This is a genomic window from Embleya sp. NPDC008237 (genome assembly GCF_042956465.1).
In the GTDB taxonomy this organism is placed as follows: Bacteria; Actinomycetota; Actinomycetes; order Streptomycetales; family Streptomycetaceae; genus Embleya.
On sequence record NZ_JBIBGL010000004.1, the window covers coordinates 67523 to 87570 of the forward strand.

The 20048-nt window shown below is 70.8% G+C and carries 17 protein-coding genes and 1 pseudogene; 13 read left to right on the top strand and 5 right to left on the bottom strand.

Features of this window, described 5'->3' with window-relative positions; all coding sequences use genetic code 11:
- Positions 1–79 precede the first annotated feature (79 nt).
- Positions 80–718 carry a TIGR03086 family metal-binding protein gene (locus ACFZBU_RS10785; protein WP_391583152.1) on the top strand — a complete coding sequence of 213 codons (639 nt, stop codon included), beginning with the start codon at positions 80–82 and terminating at the stop codon, positions 716–718.
- 148 nt (positions 719–866) lie between these two features.
- On the opposite strand, the gene ACFZBU_RS10790 is transcribed toward ACFZBU_RS10785, so the two are convergent.
- Both ACFZBU_RS10790 and ACFZBU_RS10795 read right to left on the bottom strand, forming a co-directional pair.
- Positions 867–1109 carry a hypothetical protein gene (locus ACFZBU_RS10790; RefSeq protein WP_391583153.1) on the bottom strand — a complete coding sequence of 81 codons (243 nt, stop codon included), beginning with the start codon at positions 1107–1109 and terminating at the stop codon, positions 867–869.
- Between the two features lie 630 nt (positions 1110–1739).
- Positions 1740–3764, bottom strand: coding sequence for a WD40/YVTN/BNR-like repeat-containing protein (locus tag ACFZBU_RS10795; protein ID WP_391583154.1), 2025 nt, complete (start codon positions 3762–3764; stop codon positions 1740–1742).
- A gap of 115 nt (positions 3765–3879) precedes the next feature.
- On the opposite strand from ACFZBU_RS10795, the gene ACFZBU_RS10800 reads away from it, so the two are divergent.
- The 10 genes and pseudogenes from ACFZBU_RS10800 to ACFZBU_RS10845 all read left to right on the top strand — a co-directional run bounded on the left by ACFZBU_RS10800 (position 3880) and on the right by ACFZBU_RS10845 (position 12633).
- Positions 3880–4851 carry a helix-turn-helix domain-containing protein gene (locus ACFZBU_RS10800; RefSeq protein WP_391583155.1) on the top strand — a complete coding sequence of 324 codons (972 nt, stop codon included), beginning with the start codon at positions 3880–3882 and terminating at the stop codon, positions 4849–4851.
- Between the two features lie 195 nt (positions 4852–5046).
- Positions 5047–5346, top strand: a complete 300-nt coding sequence (locus tag ACFZBU_RS10805; RefSeq protein WP_391583156.1) for a hypothetical protein — start codon at positions 5047–5049, stop codon at positions 5344–5346.
- Positions 5346–5780 carry a GvpL/GvpF family gas vesicle protein gene (locus tag ACFZBU_RS10810; protein ID WP_391583157.1) on the top strand — a complete coding sequence of 145 codons (435 nt, stop codon included), beginning with the start codon at positions 5346–5348 and terminating at the stop codon, positions 5778–5780. Before ACFZBU_RS10805 ends, ACFZBU_RS10810 begins: the two co-directional genes overlap by 1 nt.
- Positions 5662–6165: a GvpL/GvpF family gas vesicle protein gene (locus ACFZBU_RS10815; RefSeq protein WP_391583731.1), complete on the top strand. Its 504-nt coding sequence runs from the start codon at positions 5662–5664 to the stop codon at positions 6163–6165. Before ACFZBU_RS10810 ends, ACFZBU_RS10815 begins: the two co-directional genes overlap by 119 nt.
- Complete coding sequence (locus tag ACFZBU_RS10820) at positions 6165–6416, top strand: gas vesicle protein GvpG (protein ID WP_391583158.1); 252 nt, start codon at positions 6165–6167, stop codon at positions 6414–6416. The genes ACFZBU_RS10815 and ACFZBU_RS10820 overlap by 1 nt, the downstream gene beginning before the upstream one ends.
- A 491-nt stretch (positions 6417–6907) precedes the next feature.
- Positions 6908–7470: pseudogene (locus ACFZBU_RS10825) on the top strand (GvpL/GvpF family gas vesicle protein); the annotation flags it as partial.
- Positions 7471–7506: 36 nt separating this feature from the next.
- Positions 7507–7608 (top strand): gas vesicle protein GvpK, encoded by a 102-nt coding sequence (gene gvpK, locus ACFZBU_RS10830; protein ID WP_391583732.1) that lies wholly within the window; start codon positions 7507–7509, stop codon positions 7606–7608.
- Between the two features lie 478 nt (positions 7609–8086).
- Positions 8087–9139 carry a hypothetical protein gene (locus ACFZBU_RS10835; protein ID WP_391583159.1) on the top strand — a complete coding sequence of 351 codons (1053 nt, stop codon included), beginning with the start codon at positions 8087–8089 and terminating at the stop codon, positions 9137–9139.
- Between the two features lie 394 nt (positions 9140–9533).
- Positions 9534–11468 (top strand): flavin-containing monooxygenase, encoded by a 1935-nt coding sequence (locus ACFZBU_RS10840; RefSeq protein WP_391583160.1) that lies wholly within the window; start codon positions 9534–9536, stop codon positions 11466–11468.
- A gap of 217 nt (positions 11469–11685) precedes the next feature.
- Positions 11686–12633, top strand: a complete 948-nt coding sequence (locus tag ACFZBU_RS10845; protein ID WP_391583161.1) for an alpha/beta hydrolase — start codon at positions 11686–11688, stop codon at positions 12631–12633.
- 172 nt (positions 12634–12805) lie between these two features.
- Here ACFZBU_RS10845 and ACFZBU_RS10850 read toward each other — a convergent pair whose 3' ends face one another.
- Positions 12806–13765: an RNA polymerase sigma-70 factor gene (locus tag ACFZBU_RS10850; protein ID WP_391583162.1), complete on the bottom strand. Its 960-nt coding sequence runs from the start codon at positions 13763–13765 to the stop codon at positions 12806–12808.
- A 211-nt stretch (positions 13766–13976) separates the two neighbouring features.
- Between ACFZBU_RS10850 and ACFZBU_RS10855 the strand changes: the two genes are divergently transcribed.
- A complete protein-coding gene (locus ACFZBU_RS10855) occupies positions 13977–15542 on the top strand; it encodes an MFS transporter (protein WP_391583163.1) in 1566 nt (521 codons plus the stop codon).
- A 954-nt stretch (positions 15543–16496) separates the two neighbouring features.
- Here the strand turns inward: ACFZBU_RS10855 and ACFZBU_RS10860 are convergent.
- Positions 16497–17450, bottom strand: coding sequence for a phospholipase (locus ACFZBU_RS10860; RefSeq protein ID WP_391583164.1), 954 nt, complete (start codon positions 17448–17450; stop codon positions 16497–16499).
- A 758-nt stretch (positions 17451–18208) separates the two neighbouring features.
- Between ACFZBU_RS10860 and ACFZBU_RS10865 the strand changes: the two genes are divergently transcribed.
- On the top strand, positions 18209–18802 hold the full coding sequence (locus tag ACFZBU_RS10865) for an isochorismatase family protein (RefSeq protein ID WP_391583165.1): 594 nt from the start codon (positions 18209–18211) through the stop codon (positions 18800–18802).
- Positions 18803–19049: 247 nt separating this feature from the next.
- On the opposite strand, the gene ACFZBU_RS10870 is transcribed toward ACFZBU_RS10865, so the two are convergent.
- Entirely contained in the window at positions 19050–19811 is a 762-nt protein-coding gene (locus ACFZBU_RS10870; RefSeq protein WP_391583166.1) for a hypothetical protein, read from the bottom strand.
- Positions 19812–20048 lie beyond the last annotated feature (237 nt).

Consider the following 20048-nt stretch of genomic DNA (forward strand, 5'->3'; position numbering starts at 1 on the left):
ACCTGACGGCGGCGCGGGACTTCGTGGCCGGCCTCGACGACCGACGACACGAAACACCGAACACACGAGGAGAAGAACAGTGACCAACACACCCGAACCCGCGCCGACGGATGCGGCGAACCTCGACGCCCGCACGGATCTCACCGACCTCGCCGTGGTTCTCGAAGTCGTCGGCGACCTGGTCGCCGACGTCCGGGAGGACCAATGGGGCGCACCCACCCCGTGCCCGGAGTGGGACGTACGCGCGCTGGTCGATCACCTGGTCCTCGGCAGCCGGCTGTTCACCGCCGTTCTGCGCGGCGCGTCGGGCGCCGCGCCCGACGCCCTGGACCCCACGGCGGCCCGGAACACGCTCGGCGACCCACCCGCGACCGCCTATCGGGACGCCGCCGAGCACCTCCTCTCCGCATTCGGGCAGCCGGACGTGCCGACACGGCTCTTCCACGTCCCCGCCGGGGTGGTCCCCGGCATCGCCGCCGTACACCTGCGCACCGTCGAGGAACTCGTCCACGGGTGGGACCTCGCCCGGGCGACCGGGCGGCAACTCCGGTTCCCCGACGACATCGTCGAGCGGGAACTGGCGTTCACCCGCGACAGACTCGCCGACCTCCCGCCCGGCCGCGCACCGTTCGCGCCGCCACAACCGTCCCCCGACGACGCCCCACCTCTCGATCGACTCGCCGCCCTCCTGGGCCGCCCGGTCGACCCGCCCCGCTGAAGCAGGCGTTCTCGGCCCGGGCATGAGAACCCGGATCACGCCCGGGTCGGAAAGGGGCATCACCGCGTTCATGAGTTCGCTTGCCACATCACCATCGGCCTCCCGCCGTCACGGCCTTCCTTCACGAAGGCAACTCCCGGGCACTCCTTCATCGGGGCTGCTTGTTCGGCACATCCGTCGAGCAGTCACAGGTGCCGCCGGAAATGATCTCGCCCACGGGGAACTCGTCCCCGCTGCACGTCCCGTTGCCGCCCTGGTGATCGGAGCGCTGGTGCTTGCACGTGCGGCACCATTCCTTGGGCGTTTCGATGAAGAGCATCGGCAGGAGGGACATGAGCCCGATCACGGCGAAGGCGCCGACGAGGCAGAGAAGATTCGTCAGCGCGGTCATCGCCACCTCCGGACCACGCGGACACACTTCTTCGCGGCGCGAGCCCGGCAGGGGCCTGCGGGGGAGATGCGCATTCCTCGATCTCCGCTTCGGGTAACGGAGTTGCCCCGACGACAGCACTCGCGACAACTCGGCTCGTCCGCCGTGGGTGCTACCAGCCGATCGTCGGGTGGAAGCCTATGCAGTCGGGGTCTTGGAGCGGGCAGAGCGGATGCGGTACTCCCATCTGCGACGATAGCGCCATCTCGGCCTGTGAGTTCGTCCCCACGACCCCGCTCCCGCGGTGCCCGTTCGGTGCCGCGAACATGTGAACATCGTGAGTACCCAATGTTGTTGGAGTATCGCCCTACGTAATCGGGGTAGTCGTACGGATGTACCGGCTCCCCCCGTGGCCGGTACCCGCGCGGCCCGACGTCGGTTCACCCCCGCCGACCGTCGGGCCGCGTCTTCGCATCGCGTGCCGCGAGGAGGTCGCGTGCTCGGCAACGGGCTCACGGAGGCGCCTTCGTGGGGCGGCGGGCAGGTGACGGGACGCGCGAGTGCGGCCGCGCCGGACCGCGGTCGACCGCACACGACGCGACGCCGCCCCTGTCCGAACACCCGGACAGGGGCGGCGCGCCTGGTGTGTGGTCACACCGCCAGTCGGTGCACGCTCCCGTACGTCGTCCCCGCGAACAGCCAGCGGCCGTCCGTCGACACGGTCAGCGAGGACACCGACGGCTCCGGCAGGTTCCGGGTGATCGAGCCCCAGGTCCGGCCGCCGTCGGTGCTGCGCAACACCCCGAGCGCCGGGGTGAGGTAGTAGTGCGAGCCCGCGAACACCGTCGAGCCGTCCGGAGTGAACGCCAGCGAACTCAGCGAGCCGGTCAGGTCGCCGGCCACCTTCGTCAGGTGCTTGCCGTCGTCGGTGGTCACGTAGAGCGCGTCCTTGGCGGCGACGACCGCGTGGCCCGGGGTGCGCGGGTTCAGCGCGATCGCGCTCACCCAGCCGTCGAGGACCTTGTTCAGGGTGACGCCGCCGTCGGTGGTGCGGAACAGCCCGTCCGGGCCGCCGAGCCAGGCGCTGTCGGGATCGGCCCGGTCGACGGCGACGCTGGTGAAGCCCTCGAGGTCGTCGTGCCCGTTCTGGGTGAGGGACTCGCCGCCGTCGTTGCTGGTGTACACGGCCGACGGCGAGTGGGTGGCGATGTACAGCCGCTTCGGGTCGGCGGGGCTGACCGTGATGCCCAGTGCCTTGCCCGGCACGGCGGTCTGGACGATGGTCCACCGCACGCCCGCGTCGGTCGACTTCTCCAGGTAGAAGCAGGGTTGATCGAAGGTGCAGGTGTTGCGTACCCGGTACACCGTCGAGGGGTTCGACGGATCGGTGGCCAGGCCGTCGATCCGGTTGCCGAAGGTGTGCGGCGCGGTGCCGGAGAATCCCCATTCCTGGTACCCGCGCGGCAGCCGGCTCTTCAGCGGTGCGGACGACTGGTAGCTGCCGGTCATGGTGCCCGCGACGATCGCCGGGCCGGACCTGCCCTGGGCGACGGTCAGCGACAACACTTCGGAGCCGGGCACCCCGATCCGGCGGAAGGACTGGTGGTCGTCGGTGGTGTAGATGCCCGCGCCGGCCGAGATCACGTCCGTGCCGGGCCGTCCGGGGAAGGTGCCGGTGGTCTCGTACAGGTCGATGCGGGCCAGGCCCGCCTCGGCGTGCCAGGTGCGGCCGTCGTCGCGGCTGCCCCATTGCTGCATCTCGCCGGTGGACTGGTTGACCTGGATGTGCAGCCGGCCCGAACCGTCCACGATCGCGGCCAGGACGACCACGTCGGTGCCCCACGGCCCGCGCAGCGCCCGCCAGTGCGCGCCCCGGTCGGTGGAGACCTGCGCGACCTGCAGGTCACCCCTGGCGACCAGGGTGCGACCGGTGCCGGTGAACTGATCGACACCCGCGCCGGTCGAGCCGGGACGAGGCAGCTTCACCGAGGTCCGCGCGCCCTGACGGAGCACCCAGACGTCGGCGCCGGACGTGAAATACAGGTCGCCGCCGGTGAACTTCGGGTTCCGGGCGTCGGCGGGGGAACCGGGCAGCAGCCGCCAGGTGTTGCCGTGATCGGTGGTGACGTGCACACCGTCGGAGGCCGTGGCGTACAGCCGCGCGCCGGTCGGGTCGAACACGACGCCGGTGACCCGGCTCGGGGTGTCCAGCACTTGGGTGAACGTCTTGCCGGCGTCGGTGCTGCGCAGCACGTATCCGTGCCAGTTGTCCTTCTCCACGCCGCCGGCGAACACCACGTCGGGTCGGAGCGGGCTGGCCGCGATACCGCCGGCGTCCGTCGCGTTCACGGGCAGTTCGTTGCTCTGCTGCCAGGTGGTGCCCCGGTCGTCGGATCGGAAGACGACGTTGCCGATCGGGGTCTGCACGTAGGCCCGTTCGGGCCGGGCGGGGGTGAAGGCCAGTTTGCCGCCGCTGCCGTTCGGGCCGACCTGCCGCCACTCGTTGTCCCGGGTGGCCAGGGACGTCGGCGGGTCGTCGGGGGCCACTGGTTGCGCTTCGGCGGGGGCCGCGCCGAACGCGCCGAACACGGTGCCGAAGGCCACCGCGGCGATCAGGAGTAGTCGGCGCCGGGACAGCTTCGCTGAACCCGACCGTGAATGCTGTGCGTTGAACATGCCGTCTCCCATGGGGCCGGTGGTGTGCTCTTTGTAGTCGCGGCTCCCGACGGTCGGCCAGGTGTGCCCGGTGTCCGATTGCGGCCGGCGCCGGAATCGGCCATGCTCGCTCGCCATGGAAAACGACGAGCTCGTGTTCGGCGCCGTCGGGGTCGCACCCTTCGACGAGCGGGTCTACCGCACCGTTCTGGCCGGACCGCCGGTCACCGTGCGCGACTTGGCGGAGCGCACCGGCTCGGGCGCCGAGCGGCTGCATTCGGCCCTTGCCCGGCTGCGCGGCCACGGCCTGGTCAGCCGACTCTCGGGCCGCCCCACCCGGTGGGCGGCCGTCAGCCCCACCGCCGCCCTCGCCGCCCTGGTCCGCAACGCCCACGCCGACCTCGGCAGGGTCACCGAGACGGCCGCCGAACTCGAGGCCGTCTACCGCGCGCTCGGCGAGGCCGCCCGCCCCGGCGAGGGCGTCGAATTGCTGACCAGCGCCGACGAACTCGGCCGGTGGTTCGCCCGGCTCCAGCACGAGGCCACCGAGGAGATCATGAGCCTGGACCGGCCGCCGTACGTCCTCGCCCACGGCAACCCGCTCCAGCACACCCTCCTGGGCCGTGGGGTCCGGTACCGCACGATCTACGCCCCCGAGTCCTTCGAGATACCCGGCAACCTCGACGACGTGACCGGCCTGTCGCAGGCCGGCGAAGAGGCCCGGGTCCTCGCCGGCATCCCGCTGAAGATGTCCGTCGCCGATCGCCGGATCGCCCTGCTCCCCCTGCACCTCGACTCGCCCATCACCCGCAGCGTCGTCATCCGGGGCACCACCCTCGTCGACGCCCTGGTCACCCTGTTCGAACAGCTTTGGACCCAGGCCGTCCCGCTCACCGCCACCGGCCCCGAGGAGTGCGACCCACTCGACGCGGAGGACCGGCGGATCCTCAACCTGCTGCTGTCCGGGCTCAAGGACGAGACGATCGCCCGGCAGTTGGGCACCAGCACCCGGAGCCTGCGGCGACGAATGCGGGTGCTCCTCGACGAGTTGGGCGCGGAGAACCGGTTCCAGGCCGGCGTGCAGGCGGTGCGGCGCGGCTGGGTCTAGGGCGGGTCGGACGCGCCGGGAGCGGGAGCACGACGACGCATGGGTCATCTCGATCCGCGGCGACCGTGCGCACCGACCAGGCGACCGTTCACACCGACCATCCGTGCGAAATCACCGAGCAGGAAGGCCGATCGGTGAATCCGGCGTCCGAGATCGGACAGCCGGCGAGGTCGGCCGCACCACCGCGTGTCGCTGGTGGGCATCGAGTTGCTCACCATCGACGCCAGGATCGTGATCGCCAGCGTCGACACGTACCTGCGCTTCGCCGAAGCCGTGAACCGGCTCGAGCTCAGCCGAAAGGAACCTCAGGGGCTGCCGGACCTGATGCACGGCCTGACGGAGGGCGGCGCGAAACACAAGACACGCGGCGCGTTGGAAGGGGCGAAGGACACCCTGAGTGAGGCCTTCCACGGCGAGGACGAGGACGAGCCCGAAGCGGAACCGGAGGAGCGCCCTCGGCGACGCCGCTCGTCCAGGCATAGGGGGGAGGAGTGATGACGACCTTCCCGGGCTCCGCGTTCCCATCGCCCGATGCGTCGTTCGAGGGCGTCGATTCCGCGTGCTACGTGTACGGGCTCGTGCCCGCGGGCACCGCGTTGCCTCCCGACGCCGTGGGTGTGGGCCACCCCGCGAGCGCAATCACCCTGGTGGAGCACGATGCCGTCGCGGCCGTGGTCGGCGAGGTGTCCGTGGAACAGCCGTTGGGGACGCCGGAGGACCTGCGGACACATGCGCGAGTCCTGGACGGCCTGGCCGCTTCGACGACGGTGCTCCCCTTCCGGTTCGGCACCGTCCTACGGGATGTGCGCTGTGGTCGAGGAACTCCTCGTCGGACACCACAAGGAGTTCTCCGCCGGGCTCGCGGAACTCGAAGGGAAGGCGCAGTTCACTCTCCGGGCTCGATACGAGGAGGAGGCCATCCTGCGTGAACTCCTGGAGGAGCGCCCGGACATCGTCCGACTTCGCGAGGAACTGGCGGGCCTGTCCGAGGAAACCGCCTATCACCGGCGGATTCGGCTCGGCGAACTCGTCGCCGACGGCATCGCGGGCAAACGCGAAGCCGACGGCAACCTGATCCTGGAACGGTTGATACCCGTGGCCGAGGCCCTGGGTTCGGTCGAGGTGGGCGCCGGTGACATGGTGGCGGACGCGTCCTTCCTGGTCGCCCGCGAGCGGCAGCAGGATTTCGAGAAGGCGGCCGAGCATCTGGCGCGCGACCTGCACGGTCGGGTACGCCTGCGCCTACTGGGGCCGCCGGCACCGTACGACTTCGTGGCCGAGGTGATGGACAACCTCGATTGGGGACGATCGTAATGGGTTTGATCACCGGATTGCTCACCCTTCCCCTCGCGCCCGTGCACGGCGTGGTGTGGCTCGCCGAACAGATCTATGACGAGGCGTACGACGAATGGGCCAGTCCTCAGGCGATCCGTCGCCGCCTCGAGGAGGTCGACCACGACCGTTCCGAGGGTGTGATCACCGACGAACAGGCCGATGCCATGGAGCAGGAACTCGTGAGTCGGCTGTTGGAGTCGCGGCGTGCGATCGGCGGCTTGGAGGTGTGAGCCGTGCGCAGCGCGGACCGCGAACCCGGCGACGCGGAGTCCGAGCGTCGCCGACCCACGCGTGACAAGCCCGCACCGAAGCGGGCGACCTCCAGGAAACGGGTCGCCGGTGACATCCGCGTCGATCTCCGGACATCGAACTCTTGACGATCAGGATCCGGCTCATCGTCGCCTCCGTCGATCGAGCCCGGGAAATGGGCATCGACTGGTGGGAACACGACCCCACCCTGTCCTCGGGGAAGCGTGACCTCCTCGCGGAGAACGAGCGGCTCCGCAAGCGACCGGGCGACCTCGAAGCCGAACGCGTCGAGTCGGGACGCGATGCCGCCGCCACGCCCCGGGAAAATCGCGTCGCGAGCGAACGAGTCCGACGAAGGCGAACACGGCGGTTCGGTCTCACGCGAGACGCCACGCGAAACGTCACGCGGAACGTCACGCGGAACGTCACGCGGAACGTCTCGCGGCACCTCTCGCGAGACGAGGCGGCGATCATGAACAACGTTTGCGTCGACTGGGTGTACGCCATCCTTCCCGACTCGACCGCTGCCGTCTCCGCCGACGTGCCGGGAGTCGCCGGAGAGGTTCCGCACGTGGTCCGCAGTGGCAGCCTGGCCGCCATCGTGGGTTCCGTGCCCGCCGGAGAATTCTCCGAGGACAGCCTGCAGGAGCGCCTGGGCGATCTTTCCTGGCTGGAGTCGTCGGTTCGGGCGCACCACGGCGTCGTCGAGGCCGCGGCGCTCACCGGCACCGTGCTCCCGCTGCGCTTCGCCACGATCTACCGGGACGACGAGCGCGTGCGGGAGATGCTCCGCCGGCGCGAGAGCGCCTTCACCGCGGCGCTGTCCCGGTTGTCCGACCGGGCGGAATGGGGGTCAAGGCCTACGCGGATCCCGAGGTGCTCGCCGCCGTGTCCGACGAGCGATCTCCGGAGGCGGACACGGCCTTGTCCGGCGGCCGACCGCCCGAGTCGGACAGCCCCGGCACGAGCTACCTTCTGCGCAAACGCGCCCGGCAAAGACAACGCGAGAACGCGGGCGACCGGGCGGCCGCCTACGCCGACCGCATCCATGCCACCCTCACGGGGTGCGCCGTGCGCGCCGTTATGGCGGAACTGCGCGAGTACTTCGACCTCTCTCCCGAAGACCTGAACATCGACCTCGGGCCCTTGGGACCACTCCTTCCTCGCGACTGAGCGCGGAAGGGGCCGACGCTCTCCTCGACGGTGCGCAACTGCCCGAAGGCGAGGGGGGACGAGTCCGGGGGTGGAAAGTCGCGCCGACGGATGGCAAGCTTTCACGTAACGGCAACACAAAATCGATGGCCCGGAAACCGGCCGCTCCACCTGCATGAATTCGGTCACCCGGTCGCTCCCGGTGACCTCGTCCTCCCGTCCTCCTGATGTGCCGGGAACCACTGCCCGCAACGGGCCGCTCCCGGAGACTCGCCGGCTCTCGAATCCCTGTCCCGGTGGACGCCTTCACTCGTGGCGAGGCTTCCACGCCGTCGGCGTCCTGCCACGGTCGAGGTGCCGCCCACCTCCGCGATCTTCCGCCTTCGAGGCCGACCCACCGCCTCGGAGCCTGATCACCGGCCCGAACGATTTTGCGTATGGGCTACGCACGTGGCCGACCGCGGCCGAAAGTCGGACCGTCCGGAAAGGAAAGAAGACCATGAGCCAGACCCTCGCCCAGCTCAACGACATCCTGCGCCCCGTCGCACCGCCCAGAGTGCTGGAGGGCCTGTACACCGACGACCAGCACGCCCGGATCCTCGACGTCCTCAAGCAGCGCGGCCCGTGGCCGACGATCGTCGCCCAGACCTTCGACTCGATCGAGGAACTGGTGGCCACCTCCAGCGGACCGGACAACGACCAGGTCCTGGACCTCACGCTCGACGACGTCGCCGGCGCTCACTTTCGCGGCTTCTTCGCCCGGAACTCCGCCGTGCTGTATCCCGAATTGGAGGACTGCTTCTACAACTCCCGTTTCCTGGAGCTGGCACGTGACTACTGGGGTGGGCGGTTCGCCCGGCCGACGATGATGCTGTTCAACCTGTGCGGTCCGCACCGGAGCGGGCTCACCTCGCACCTGGACGCGGTCACGTTCCGCGGCATCCGCTACGAGAATTCGCCCACCTGGCTGATGAACGTCATGGGCCGCTCGGGTCTGTTCACCGATCACCTGGTGAAGATGGCCCAGGTGATCACGTGGTGGTACCTCGGCGAGAACGGCACGTTCACCTACTGGCCGGACGGGCCGCACGGCGAGCCCAAGCGCCTGGAACACCCGTTGTGGAACAAGGGCGTTCTGGTGCAGAACGAGATGATGTTCCACCGCGGCGATCCGGTGGGCCGCCTCGACGAGCGCGAAACCCCCGGCCTGAGGAACCGCTCGCTCCTGGGCTGGGACGCCTCGCGCGACGACTGGGCGATCACCACCGACAACGAGGTGATCCGCCGCTACCGGCCGAATGAGATGCGGTTGCTGGTCCACTGGAACGCCGAGGTCTACGCGGACCGGGACGAGTTGCAGAAGAGCATGGACCACAGCGACGACCTCACCCACGACATCGTCTTCGAGCGCCTGTCGGCGGACCTGCGCGCCCGGGGAGTCGAGGTCGCCGAACCCTCGGATCCCATGCACGACAAGGCCTTCATCCGCGCCCTCATCGCGACTTACGCGATCGCTCCCACCACCGACTGGGCCATACCCGGCACCGTCTGACGCCTCCCCGACCACGCGCCCGTCCCGGCCCCCGTACCCGGCCGGGGCGGGCGATCGGCGCCGGGCCACCGAGTGCCCTCTCGCCGGCCCCGGCGCGACCCACGCTTCGGCATGCGACTCCGGGTCCTCCCCTTCACCACGGTCGGAACGCGCGCACATGCCCTCGTGCCCGCAGCCCCGCTCGCATGTCGTTCGGCGAATTGCGATAGGCACGTACACGAATTCGAGCCCTCGACGGCCCGGGGAACGGTGACGGCCCTGGACAGTCGCCACCGGGGTGGGCATCATGTGCTCACTGGACACGATGTCTATTGAGAAGCCTCTTTGCCCAGCCACCGGGGTACTGCCCCGGTTCCGGCAGGCCACATCGAGACGCCACGATCCCGGAGGCCCCATGCCCACACCCACCGCAGCAGGCGCGTACCCGCGCCCCCGCGCCGCGGACCTACCCCTGCCCGGGTCCGATCGGGCCGAGATTCGGCGGCAGTTGGAACAGGCCGATCCGCGCATCGTGCTGATGTCGTTGATCCACCTCACCCGCGACGCGGGGCTCCTGGAGGAACTCGCCCCCGCCGTCGCCCCGACGACGGGCGAGGCCGACAAGGCGGACCTCGCCGCCCGGGCCCGCGACCTGCTCGCCGAGGCGCTGACCCGTCCCGCGTCGCCGGACGCCGACCAGCCCCTGCCCGACCCGCTGTTCCAGCGCATGGCCTCCGTCTGTGTCGGCGAGACGGTCGACCCGGAGTTCCTGCCGCTGCTGCGCGAGCAGGGCGGTTTCAGCGCCCGCGAGGCCGTCCCCGCCGAGGTCCGCGCGACCCCGCCGAACGGCTTCCACGTGGTGATCATCGGCGCTGGGCTCAGCGGCATGTGCGCGGCCATCAAGCTCGCCGAGGCCGGTTACGGCTACCGCGTCTACGACCGCAACGCGGACGTCGGCGGAACGTGGCTGGCCAACCGCTACCCCGGGGTCGGGGTGGACACGCCCAGCCACTTCTACTCCTTCTCCTTCGAGATCAACCCCGACTGGCCGGAGTACTACTCGAACGGCCGGGTGGTGTGGGACTACCTGCGCACCTGCGCCGACGCCCACGGCCTGCGCGAGAACACCACCTTCGACACCGAGGTCACCGGCGCCCGCTACGACGAGGCCACCCGCCGGTGGACCGTGACCAGCCGGGGACCGGACGGTGTCGAACACACCGAACAGGCCGACGCCGTCATCAGTGCCATCGGCTTCTTCCAGGCCCCGATGCACCCCACTTTCCCCGGCCTGGACAAGTTCGCCGGACCGGTCGTGCACATCGCCGCCTGGGATCCCGACGTCGACCTCACCGGCAAGCGCGTCGCCCTGATCGGCACCGGCGCCGGCGCCATGCAGGTCGGCCCCGCGATCGTCGACCAGGTCCGGGAACTGACCGTGTTCCAGCGCCAACCTTCATGGATCATGCCGCGCCGGGCCGACAGCCTCGTCGTCCCCGCCGGCGCCCGCTGGGCCATGCGGCACGTGCCCTTCCACGCCGAGTGGTTCCGCACCCTCACCTACTGGATCACCGCCGACGGCAACTACCCCCGCGTCGTCGTGGACCCCGACTGGACCATGACCGAATCGGTCTCCAAGGCCAATGAGGACGCCCGTCAGTGGCTTCTCGGCTACGCCCGCGAGGAACTCGACGGACGCCCCGACCTGCTCGAGAAGGCCGTCCCGACCTACCCGCCGTTCGGCAAGCGCATCCTGCGCGACTGCGACTGGTACCGCATGCTGCGCCGCGACCACGTCCGCCTGGAGACCGCCCCGATCACCCACGCCACCGCCGAGGGTCTGGCCACCGCCGACGGCGAGTCCGTCGAGGTCGACGTCGTCGTCCTGGCCACCGGATACCACCTCCTGCCCATGCTCGACGGCATCGACATCACCGGACGCGACGGCATCACCCTGCGCGACGTCTGGGGCGAGGAGGACCCACGGGCCCTGCGCGGGGTCACCGTGCCGGGGTTCCCGAACTTCTTCGTCATCGGCGGCCCCAACTCCGGTGCCAACCACGGCGCCGGCGTCAACATCATCACCGAGACACAGGTCAACTACATCCTCGGCTGCCTGGGACTCATGCACACCCGCGGCGCCACCGCCATCGAGCCCACCGAACACGCCCACGACACCTACAACGAGACCGTGGACCGAGCCCTGGACGGCCTGGTCTGGAGCCACCCCACCGTCCGCGGCTACTACCGCAACAGCTCCGGACGCGTGATCGTCTCCAACCCCTGGCGCCTGGTCGACTACTGGTGGATGACCCGCGCGCCGCAGGAGGACGAATACCTCCTGACCTGACCGCGCCCCGGCCCTGGCCCGACCCGGCCGACCCCGCCCCGCCCGACCCCGAGCCTGGACACCGTCCCGCTCCCGTCGCCGACTCGCGGCCGTGCGCCCCGGTGACGACGCCGGCCGTCGCCTTGCGCATCGACCGGGCCGATCACTGCTCACCAGCCGTGCCGTCGCCTGCCACAAGCGGTGGCGCGCCTCCGCTCGCTACTCCCCGAGGTGGGTCATGACTTTCGATCCGAACGAATATCCCCTGCTTCCCCCGGAGTTGGCGGCCATCATGGTCGACGTTCCGCCCATGCCGCCCGTCACCGCGGACAACGTCCGGGCGATCCGCGAACACGCGCGGGTCGCATCCGCCCGCCAACCGAGGTCCGAGGTCCATCGGGTCGAGGACCGCACCCTGCCCGGCCCGGACGGGGCGATCCCCGTGCGCGTGTACGCCCCTTCCCCCGCGCCGTCGTTGCCCGTGCTCGTGTTCGGCCACGGCGGGGGGTGGTCCATCTGCGACATCGACACCCACGACGCGCTGTGTCGGGAGATCGCCAGGCGCGCGGAGGTGCTCGTCGTCTCCGTCGACTACCGTCTGGCGCCGGAAAACCCGTACCCCGCCGGGCTGGAGGACTTCTACGCGGCCGCGTCGTGGGTCGTCGAGCACGCGGCCGACATCGGCGCCGATCCGGCACGCGTGGCCGTCGGCGGGGACAGCGCCGGCGCGAACCTGGCCACCGTCACCTGTCTGCTGGCCCGCGACCGCGGCGGACCGACGTTCCGCCACCAGATGCTTGCCTACCCCGGCCTGGACGCGGTGTCCGAGCGCGCCGGTTGGACCGAGATGGCACACGCGCCCATGGTGAGCGCGCGGACCGGACGTTCGATGTGGGCCGCCTACGCGGCCGGACACGACCCGCGCGACCCGTACCTCTCACCCCTGCACGCGAGCGACCTGTCCGGCCTGCCCCCGGCGATCATCGTCGCGCCCGGCTACGACCACGGACGCGACGACTTCGCTGCCTACGCCACCGCACTGGAAAACGCCGGCGTCGACGTGGACTTCCGCCCCTACCCCGGCATGGTGCACGGCTTCCTGTCGTACTTCGCCGCCGTCCCGGCCTGCTCCCGGGCACTCGACGAGGTGTGCGCAGCCTTGCGCAAGGGGCTCGCCGACGCTTGAGACCGGCCCGCCCGGCGCGCCGCCGAGAGCCGGCAGCGGTCCGCATACCGGCATCGCGCCGGCGTCGTCACCCACACCCGCCGTCCGGTCCCACCGCCGCGTGCGGACCGGACGGCGGGCTCCGCGGGCGCGAGCCGCGCGTTCCCCGGACCGGCCTCGGATCGTTGCCGCCTCAGCGGCTCAGCTCGGTCTCCTGCTCCAGGCGTGACAGCTTCTCGGGGTTGCGCACCGTGTAGAGGCCGGTGATGAGGCCGGCCTCGACGCGCATTGCCATGACGCCGTGGATCTCTCCGGCGCGGCGCATGACGAGTCCGGGCCGGCCGTTGATCTGGACCGGCTCGATCGATGTGCCGGCGGTGAATCTGGTCAAGCCGAAGGCCAGGTAGCGGGCCACTTCGTCGGCTCCCACGATCGGGTGCACCGCGGCGTGCCTGATTCCGCCGCCGTCGCTGAGGGCCACGACGTTCGGCGCGAGGATGTCGACGAGGCTTTGCAGGTCGCCGGTCTCGACCGCTCGTTGGAAGGCCTGGAGTGCGGCTCGGGTCTCCGCCGCGGAGACGGCGTCGCGCGGACGGCGGGCCGCGACGTGCGCCCGGGCCCGGTGGGCGATCTGGCGGACTGCGGCGGGGCTCTTGCCGACCGCCTCGGCGATTTCGTCGTAGGCGACGTCGAACACCTCCCGCAGGACGAACACCGCTCGCTCGGTCGGCGCGAGCGTCTCCATCACCAGCAGCATCGCCATGGAGAGGCTGTCGGCCAGTTCGATGTCCTCGGCCACGTCGGGCGTGGTCAGCAGCGGCTCGGGGAGCCAGGGGCCGACGTAGGTTTCCTTGCGGCGGTCGAGCGCACGCAGCCGGTCCAGCGCCAGCCGGGTCACGATCCGCACCAGGAACGCGCGCGGCTCGCGCACCACGGCCAGGTCGACCCCCGCCCACCGCAACCAGGCCTCCTGTAGAACGTCCTCCGCGTCGACGGCCGAGCCGAGCATCTCGTACGCGACGGTGAAAAGGAGGTTGCGGTGGGTTACGAACGCCTCGGTGGCCGCTGCCGAGTCCGTGCGCCCCTCGCCGACGTGGGGCGGCTCCGTCGTACCCTCCGCGCCCGCCTCCGGTTCCTCGCTCCCTGCGCTCATGCCCGACTCTCCTACCCGTTCGTTCCCATGGCCGGTACCCGTACCCGTACGCACAAGACGACGGTGCCCACCGCTCTGTGACACCCACGGCCGGTGACGTACGGCACATCACGCCGCTGTCACAGGGGTCGAATCGCCCACGTCTCGTGAACGTCAGGACGTCGCGCGAAGAGTCGGCGCGGCACGTACCACCACGAGTGAGGACCACGTCATGGCAACCACGAAGGCGCAGGCCCCGGCCGGCCCGTCGCGCCGCTGGGTCGCGCTGTTCTTCATCGGGTTGGCCCAGCTCATGCTCGTACTGGACGCCACCGTCGTGAACATCGCGCTTCCGTCCATCCAGGGAGACCTCGGGGTCTCCGATGCCGACCGGCAGTGGATCATCACCGCGTACACGCTGGCGTTCGGCAGCCTGCTGCTGCTCGGCGGCCGGATCGCCGACTACGTCGGGCGCAAGCGGACCTTCCTGATCGCGTTGCTCGGTTTCACCGCCGCGTCGGCGCTCGGCGGTGCGGCGGGAAACTTCGAGATGTTGTTGCTCGCCCGCGCGGTGCAGGGGGCGTTCGGTGCGCTGCTCCAGCCGTCCGCGTTGTCGCTGCTGACGGTGACGTTCACCCAACCGAAGGACCGCACCAAGGCGTTCGGGATCTGGGGCGGAATCAGCGCCGCAGGCGGCACGATCGGGCTGCTGGCCGGCGGGGCGCTGACCGACTACCTGGACTGGCGCTGGTGCCTGTACGTCAACATCCCGATCGCCCTGGTCGCGGCGATCGGCGGGTACATGATGCTGGCCGAGTCGCGGCGCGAGGGCAGGGCGCGCATGGACATCCCGGGCGTGCTGCTGGTGACCGGTGGGCTGGTCGCGATCGTGTACGCCACCACCCGGGCCGAGGCGGACGGTTGGGGCTCGGCGACGGTACTCGGCCTGCTGGGCGCCGGCGCGGTGCTGCTCGCGGTGTTCGTATTCGTCGAGAGCCGGGTGGCGCAGCCGCTGCTGCCGCTGCGCGTGGTCGCCGACCGCACCCGCGGCGGCGCGTACCTGGCCGTGGGTCTGGCCGTCATCGGAATGTTCGGGGCATTCCTGTTCATGACCTACTACATGCAGGTGGTCAAGGGGTACTCGCCGACCAAGACGGGGGCGGCCTTCCTGCCCATGGCCATCGCGGTCCTGGTGTCGGCGGCCGGGCTCAGCACCCGGCTGATGCCCAGGTTCGCGCCGCGGGCGCTGATCGTGCCCGGCATGCTCGTCAACGCCGTCGGCATGTTGTGGATGATCACCGTGGACCCGGACACCTCGTACGCCGGCGGCGTGCTGATCTCGCAACTCCTGCTCGGCTTCGGAGCGGGCATGGTCATGCCGGTCGCCATCAACTACGCCACCCACGGCGTCGACCACGGTGACCTGGGGGTGGCCTCGGCCACCGTCAACACCGCGCAGCAGATCGGCGGTTCGCTCGGTACCGCGCTGCTCAACACCATCGCCACGAGCGCGACCGTGGACTACCTGGCCTCGCACGACAACAGCCCGGCGACCGCGAAGCAGGCACTGGTGGAAGGCTTCGCGGAGGCGGGGGCGTGGGCCGCGGGGATCATCGTGGTGGGCGCGCTGATCGTTGCCGCACTGATGAATACGGCGCGTCCCGAGCATCTCGGCGCCGGGGCGAGCGCCGGGGCAGGCACCGAAGGCTCCGACGCAGTCGAAGGGGCCGGGAGCAGCGACAGGACAGCCGCAAGCACGGGCGACCGCGCCGCCGGCCCTCTGCCGGCACACACCTGATCCCAACGGTCCGAGGCGGTCCCCCGGCGGGCAGGATCCGTGCCCGGCCGCCGGGTGGGCCGCCCAGGAAGCGAACGCGTCCCGCTTCGGCTCGGCGCGTTTCGCGCCCGGCACCACCGTGGCGATGCCCCTCGTCTGCCGCCTGACGCGGGCATGGCCCGACAGAGGTCGTATCCCGAGCGAAGGGGGCCGGCACCGGGTGCCACCGCAGCCGCCGACCCAGCCGAAGGCTTCGGAGGCCAATCGGCATGTCACCGTGGCTCGCCGCAGCGCGCACCGAACCCGTCGCTCGGACGGTGCGACGGTTAGACTTGTTGCGCCCTCGTCCGCTTGGGCGGGGTCTCGGGGACGATGCCGGTGGTACACCATGACAGCGCACGAAAACCGTACCGAAAAGCCCCGCAACGAAAGCGCCGCAGGCCGTGTCGACGCCGACAACCGCGGTTGGTCCCCCTCCGTGAACGCCACGCGCCAAGGCGACAACGACAGCGCGCACCGATCGTTCCATCCGGACGAATTCGCCCCTCCGGCGGGACCCGGACGGATCGAGTCGAAGGAGGAGACCGAGGAGGTCCCCGGCGACACGGTGGAAAGCACGGGGCGCCGAGGCGAGGAACAGGGTCAGGGGTCCGGCGGGAAGGGCACGCACGATCGGGGCCCCAAGGGACCTTCCCGTCGTCCCAGTGGAGGCGAGGACGCCACGGCGAAAACCGGCGTCGACCCCCAGGACGCGGACTCCTCCGACCCACGCGCTCCGCGCCGCGCCTGAGGTCCCGCCACACCCCGCCGGACGCCCGCGGATGAGCCGGCCCGAGCGACTGCCGTTCCGGCCACACGCACCATTCACACTCGGCGCCCCCCGAAGGGGCCGTCGGCCGGGACTGCGGCCGACGGCCCCGGGGCGACCCACGGGGCGCGGAACGGTATTCGTCCCGCCCCCGGGGCCGCGTGGTGCTACCTGAACATGCGGTCGCTGCCGTTGGCCATGCGGTGGGTGCCGCTGTGTGCGTTCACCCAGTCACGGATCATCTTGACGGCGTTGCCGCATTGCCAGTTGTTGTCGTAGTCGCGCACTCCCGTGTAGGCCCCGTAGCCGGCGATGATGCCGTCCACGCGTGCGTCACCCAGGAGTTTGTCGACGTACCACGGATCGTTGTAGGTGGTTGTCCAGGACAGTGTGGCCGCGAGTCGTCCGGCGGCGCGGTCCCGGGCGCCCTTCTTGAGTTCGGCGCACGTGTTCCAGGTGGCCTCGGTGCAGTTGCCGAACCCGTTGGTGATGTCGCTGTCGCCGTAGTCCATCACCCGCCGGCCCGTCGGGAATCCGGAACCGGATCGGTCGAACGCGTTCACGACCTGGTCGCGGGTCCCGGTTGTGGTGATGCCCTCCAGCGGGCCGAGCCTGCCCTCCAGGCTCTTCCAACCCCTGCCCCCGACGTCCGGGGTGTTGCCGCCGTGGTACTCGTAGAAGCCGTAGAGCACCTGGATCCCGGCCCCCGTCAGGCGCTGTGCCTTGTCCCGCAGTCCGGCGACGCTGCACGTGCGGTTCGGCGCTTCCCCGCAGTAGTTCGGGTCCTTGATGTCCAGCCAGACCAGCGCCAGCCGGCGGCCCGCCCTGGCGTTGGACAGGATGCGGTCGATCATGGCGTCGAAGCTGGGGCCCAGGCGGTTCTCACCGGCCGAGGAACAGTCGTGCCAGGCACGCCACTCGTTCGGATTCCACCAGGCACAGACGTCGACCTCGATGGCGTTGGCACCGTGGTTGATCGCGGCGTCCACGCCGTCCAGCGTGTCGACCCGATGCGCGATGTCGTAGATCGCCTGCCGCTGATCGGCCGCCGCCGCGGGAGTCGAACCGAGCACGGTGGTGGCGACGAGCCCGCACAGGGCCGCCATCAGCGCCGGTAACATCCGTGGGCGCGTGACCCGCCGAAAGTGAGTGGTCAAGAAGCTACTCCTTCATATCGGTGTCCCGAAGCGCGCGACCACCGATCGCCGACGCCCGGGTCGGCATCGGCGGGCGAGTGCGCGTCGGATCGGCTGCCGCAACTTTCGGCGATGGCGCTCGCTCGGTGAGCCGACCGGGTGGCCGACCCAGCGATCGTCGCAACGCCGTGGGCAGTTGACGTGTCGGCTGCCCTCGCCGGGTTCTCGACGCGGGCATCCACACACGTCACGCCGCAGCCACGCTTCGGGTTGCATGAGGGTTGCGTACGACCGCCGTGGCGTCCCCGGACCGGCTCCGCGGCATGGATCCGCCGCGCGACGTGCCCGTCGTCCACGCGATCCGCTCACCCGACCGTCGTGCTCGGCCGCGTCACCCACACCCCCCGGCGCTCGGCGTGCATCGCCCGCTCGACCCGATCCGGTGCCGGCCCCGCCACAGCCACCGCATCGAAGACGTCGGCATGCGAACCGAACGCGTCATGCGGCGCAGGTGTGTGGCGGGGCCGGCTTCAGGCGTCTCCGAGACCGGAGTTCACCTGGTCGGTGCCCGTGCCCCGGACGCCTGCGCCGCGTCCTGTCGCGCGACGTCGGCTCGACGGACGTGCGTCGTCGTGGTGAATATCTGCGGCCGTGCGGGTGAGTTCGGCCCGTCACATCGTCGGCGGGTGTGCGGCGGCCGGTAGAACGCGGACATTGTTCCGTCGTGCCGGAGGGTGTTCGTGATGAGCCGAGGGTTGATCGTGGTGGATGTGCAGAACGACTTCTGCGAGGGGGGCAGTGTTCCCGTCCCAGGCGGTGCGCGGATCGCGGCGGCGATCGCCGATCTGGTCGAGCGGAGCGCGGGTGGCGACTACCGGTACATCGTTGCCACCCGGGACCACCACATCGACCCGGGAGGTCACTTCTCCGCGACCCCCGACTTCGAAAACAGCTTTCCCGTCCACTGCGTGGCGGGAGGCGAGGGCAGCGAATTCCACCCCGGTTTCGCCCCGACCGTCGCCGGCGGCAAGGTCGACGCCGTCTTCTTCAAGGGCGCCCACAGTGCCTCGAAGAGCGGCTTCGAGGGAGCCGACGCCGACGGCACTTCCCTGGCGGACTGGCTGCGGGATCGCGGAGTGGAGGACGTCGACGTGGTGGGCATCGCCACGGACCACTGCGTGCGGGCCACGGCGCTGGACGCCGTGAAGGCCGGCTTCCGCACACGGGTGCGCCTGGACTACGCGGTCGGGGTCGCCCCGGACACGACAGCCGCGGCCGTGGACGACTTCCACCAGGCAGGAATCGCCGTATCCGGTACGGCACCCGACCCGAGGTAGTTCCCGACACCGGTCCCGGCCCCTATGCGCCACCAGGGCCGAACAACGGGTGCGCGCCCTGTCCCGGGAAAACCGGCGACGAAGCGCACCCGTGCACGCCGAGGAACGCTTGGCCTTTTCGACCCGGCCGGAGATGCCGGTTGTCACCTTCGAGCCAGTCCCGCCGAACCGGCCCGGCGCCCTGCTCCCGGCGCTGTGGCGGGGGGGGTGGGCGGGTTTGCCTGGGTCGGGCTGTTCCCCCGCCGGGTCAGGCCTTTTGGCGGGCCGTGTCGTAGAGCTTGGCGATCAACGCGGCGACCTCGTCCTGCGAGGCTCCCTCGCCGCCCTTCGTCATTTGTGCCAGGCCGACGACGTTGGCGCCGCCGAGGGTGGAGTAGTCGGCCCAGGCGCAGACCGGGAACCGGAAATCCGCGACGCCCTTCGGGGCTCCGTCGCCCTTGCTGCGGGTGACCTGCATGTCCTGGCACTTCACCAGCGCGCCCTCGAAGCCGGCGGGCTTGACGGTCCTGGCGCTTGCGACGGGCTGTATCTCCATTCCCTGCGCCTTCCCGGTGCCCTTCAGGCCCTTGTTGCCGACGTTGGCCAGGTATGTGTCGAGTGCCTTGGCGGGGTCGGCGATCTCGCCGGAGAAGCCTCCGAAGGTCAGCCGCGTACCGCCGAACATCGCCGGGTCGTCGGGGTCGGCGGCGGGCGCGTTGTAGACGCCGGACACCGTCCGGGCGCCGCCCACCCCGAGGCTCTCGGCCTCCTGCGTGCCGGGCGTGCTGCCCGGGCTCGACTTGGTGTAGGCGTCGACCGACTCCGGGACGACGAGCTTGTAGCCCTTGGTGCCGGCGTCGACGGCACCGCTGCCCACGGGGCCGCCGCCCGAGGTACCGGTGGTCGCGTCCGCGGTGCCGCCGACGCCCGGCGCCTTCGCGTCGTCCTTCCCGTCCTCCGACCCGCCGCACGCGGCGGTCGCCACGAGGAGGGGTATGGCGGCAGCGGCGAGGCGGGCGCGAAAACGCATGAGGAATGGGTCCTTTCCGAGTTCTTTCGTAGCCGACCGGAGCGTCCGCCCATCGACGTGACGGGTCGTCAGACTGCCGTGGCGCCGGGCCCTGTGTCCTGGGGATCCCCCTCTGACCGCCGACGACGCAGTCAGCGCGTGGGGCCGGCCTCCGGCCCGCGGGGCGGGGGACGTGCATGCCGGGCACCCCAGGCTCGGCAGCGCGGGTTCGAGAGCCGGTGCGGCGGCGCCGTGCCG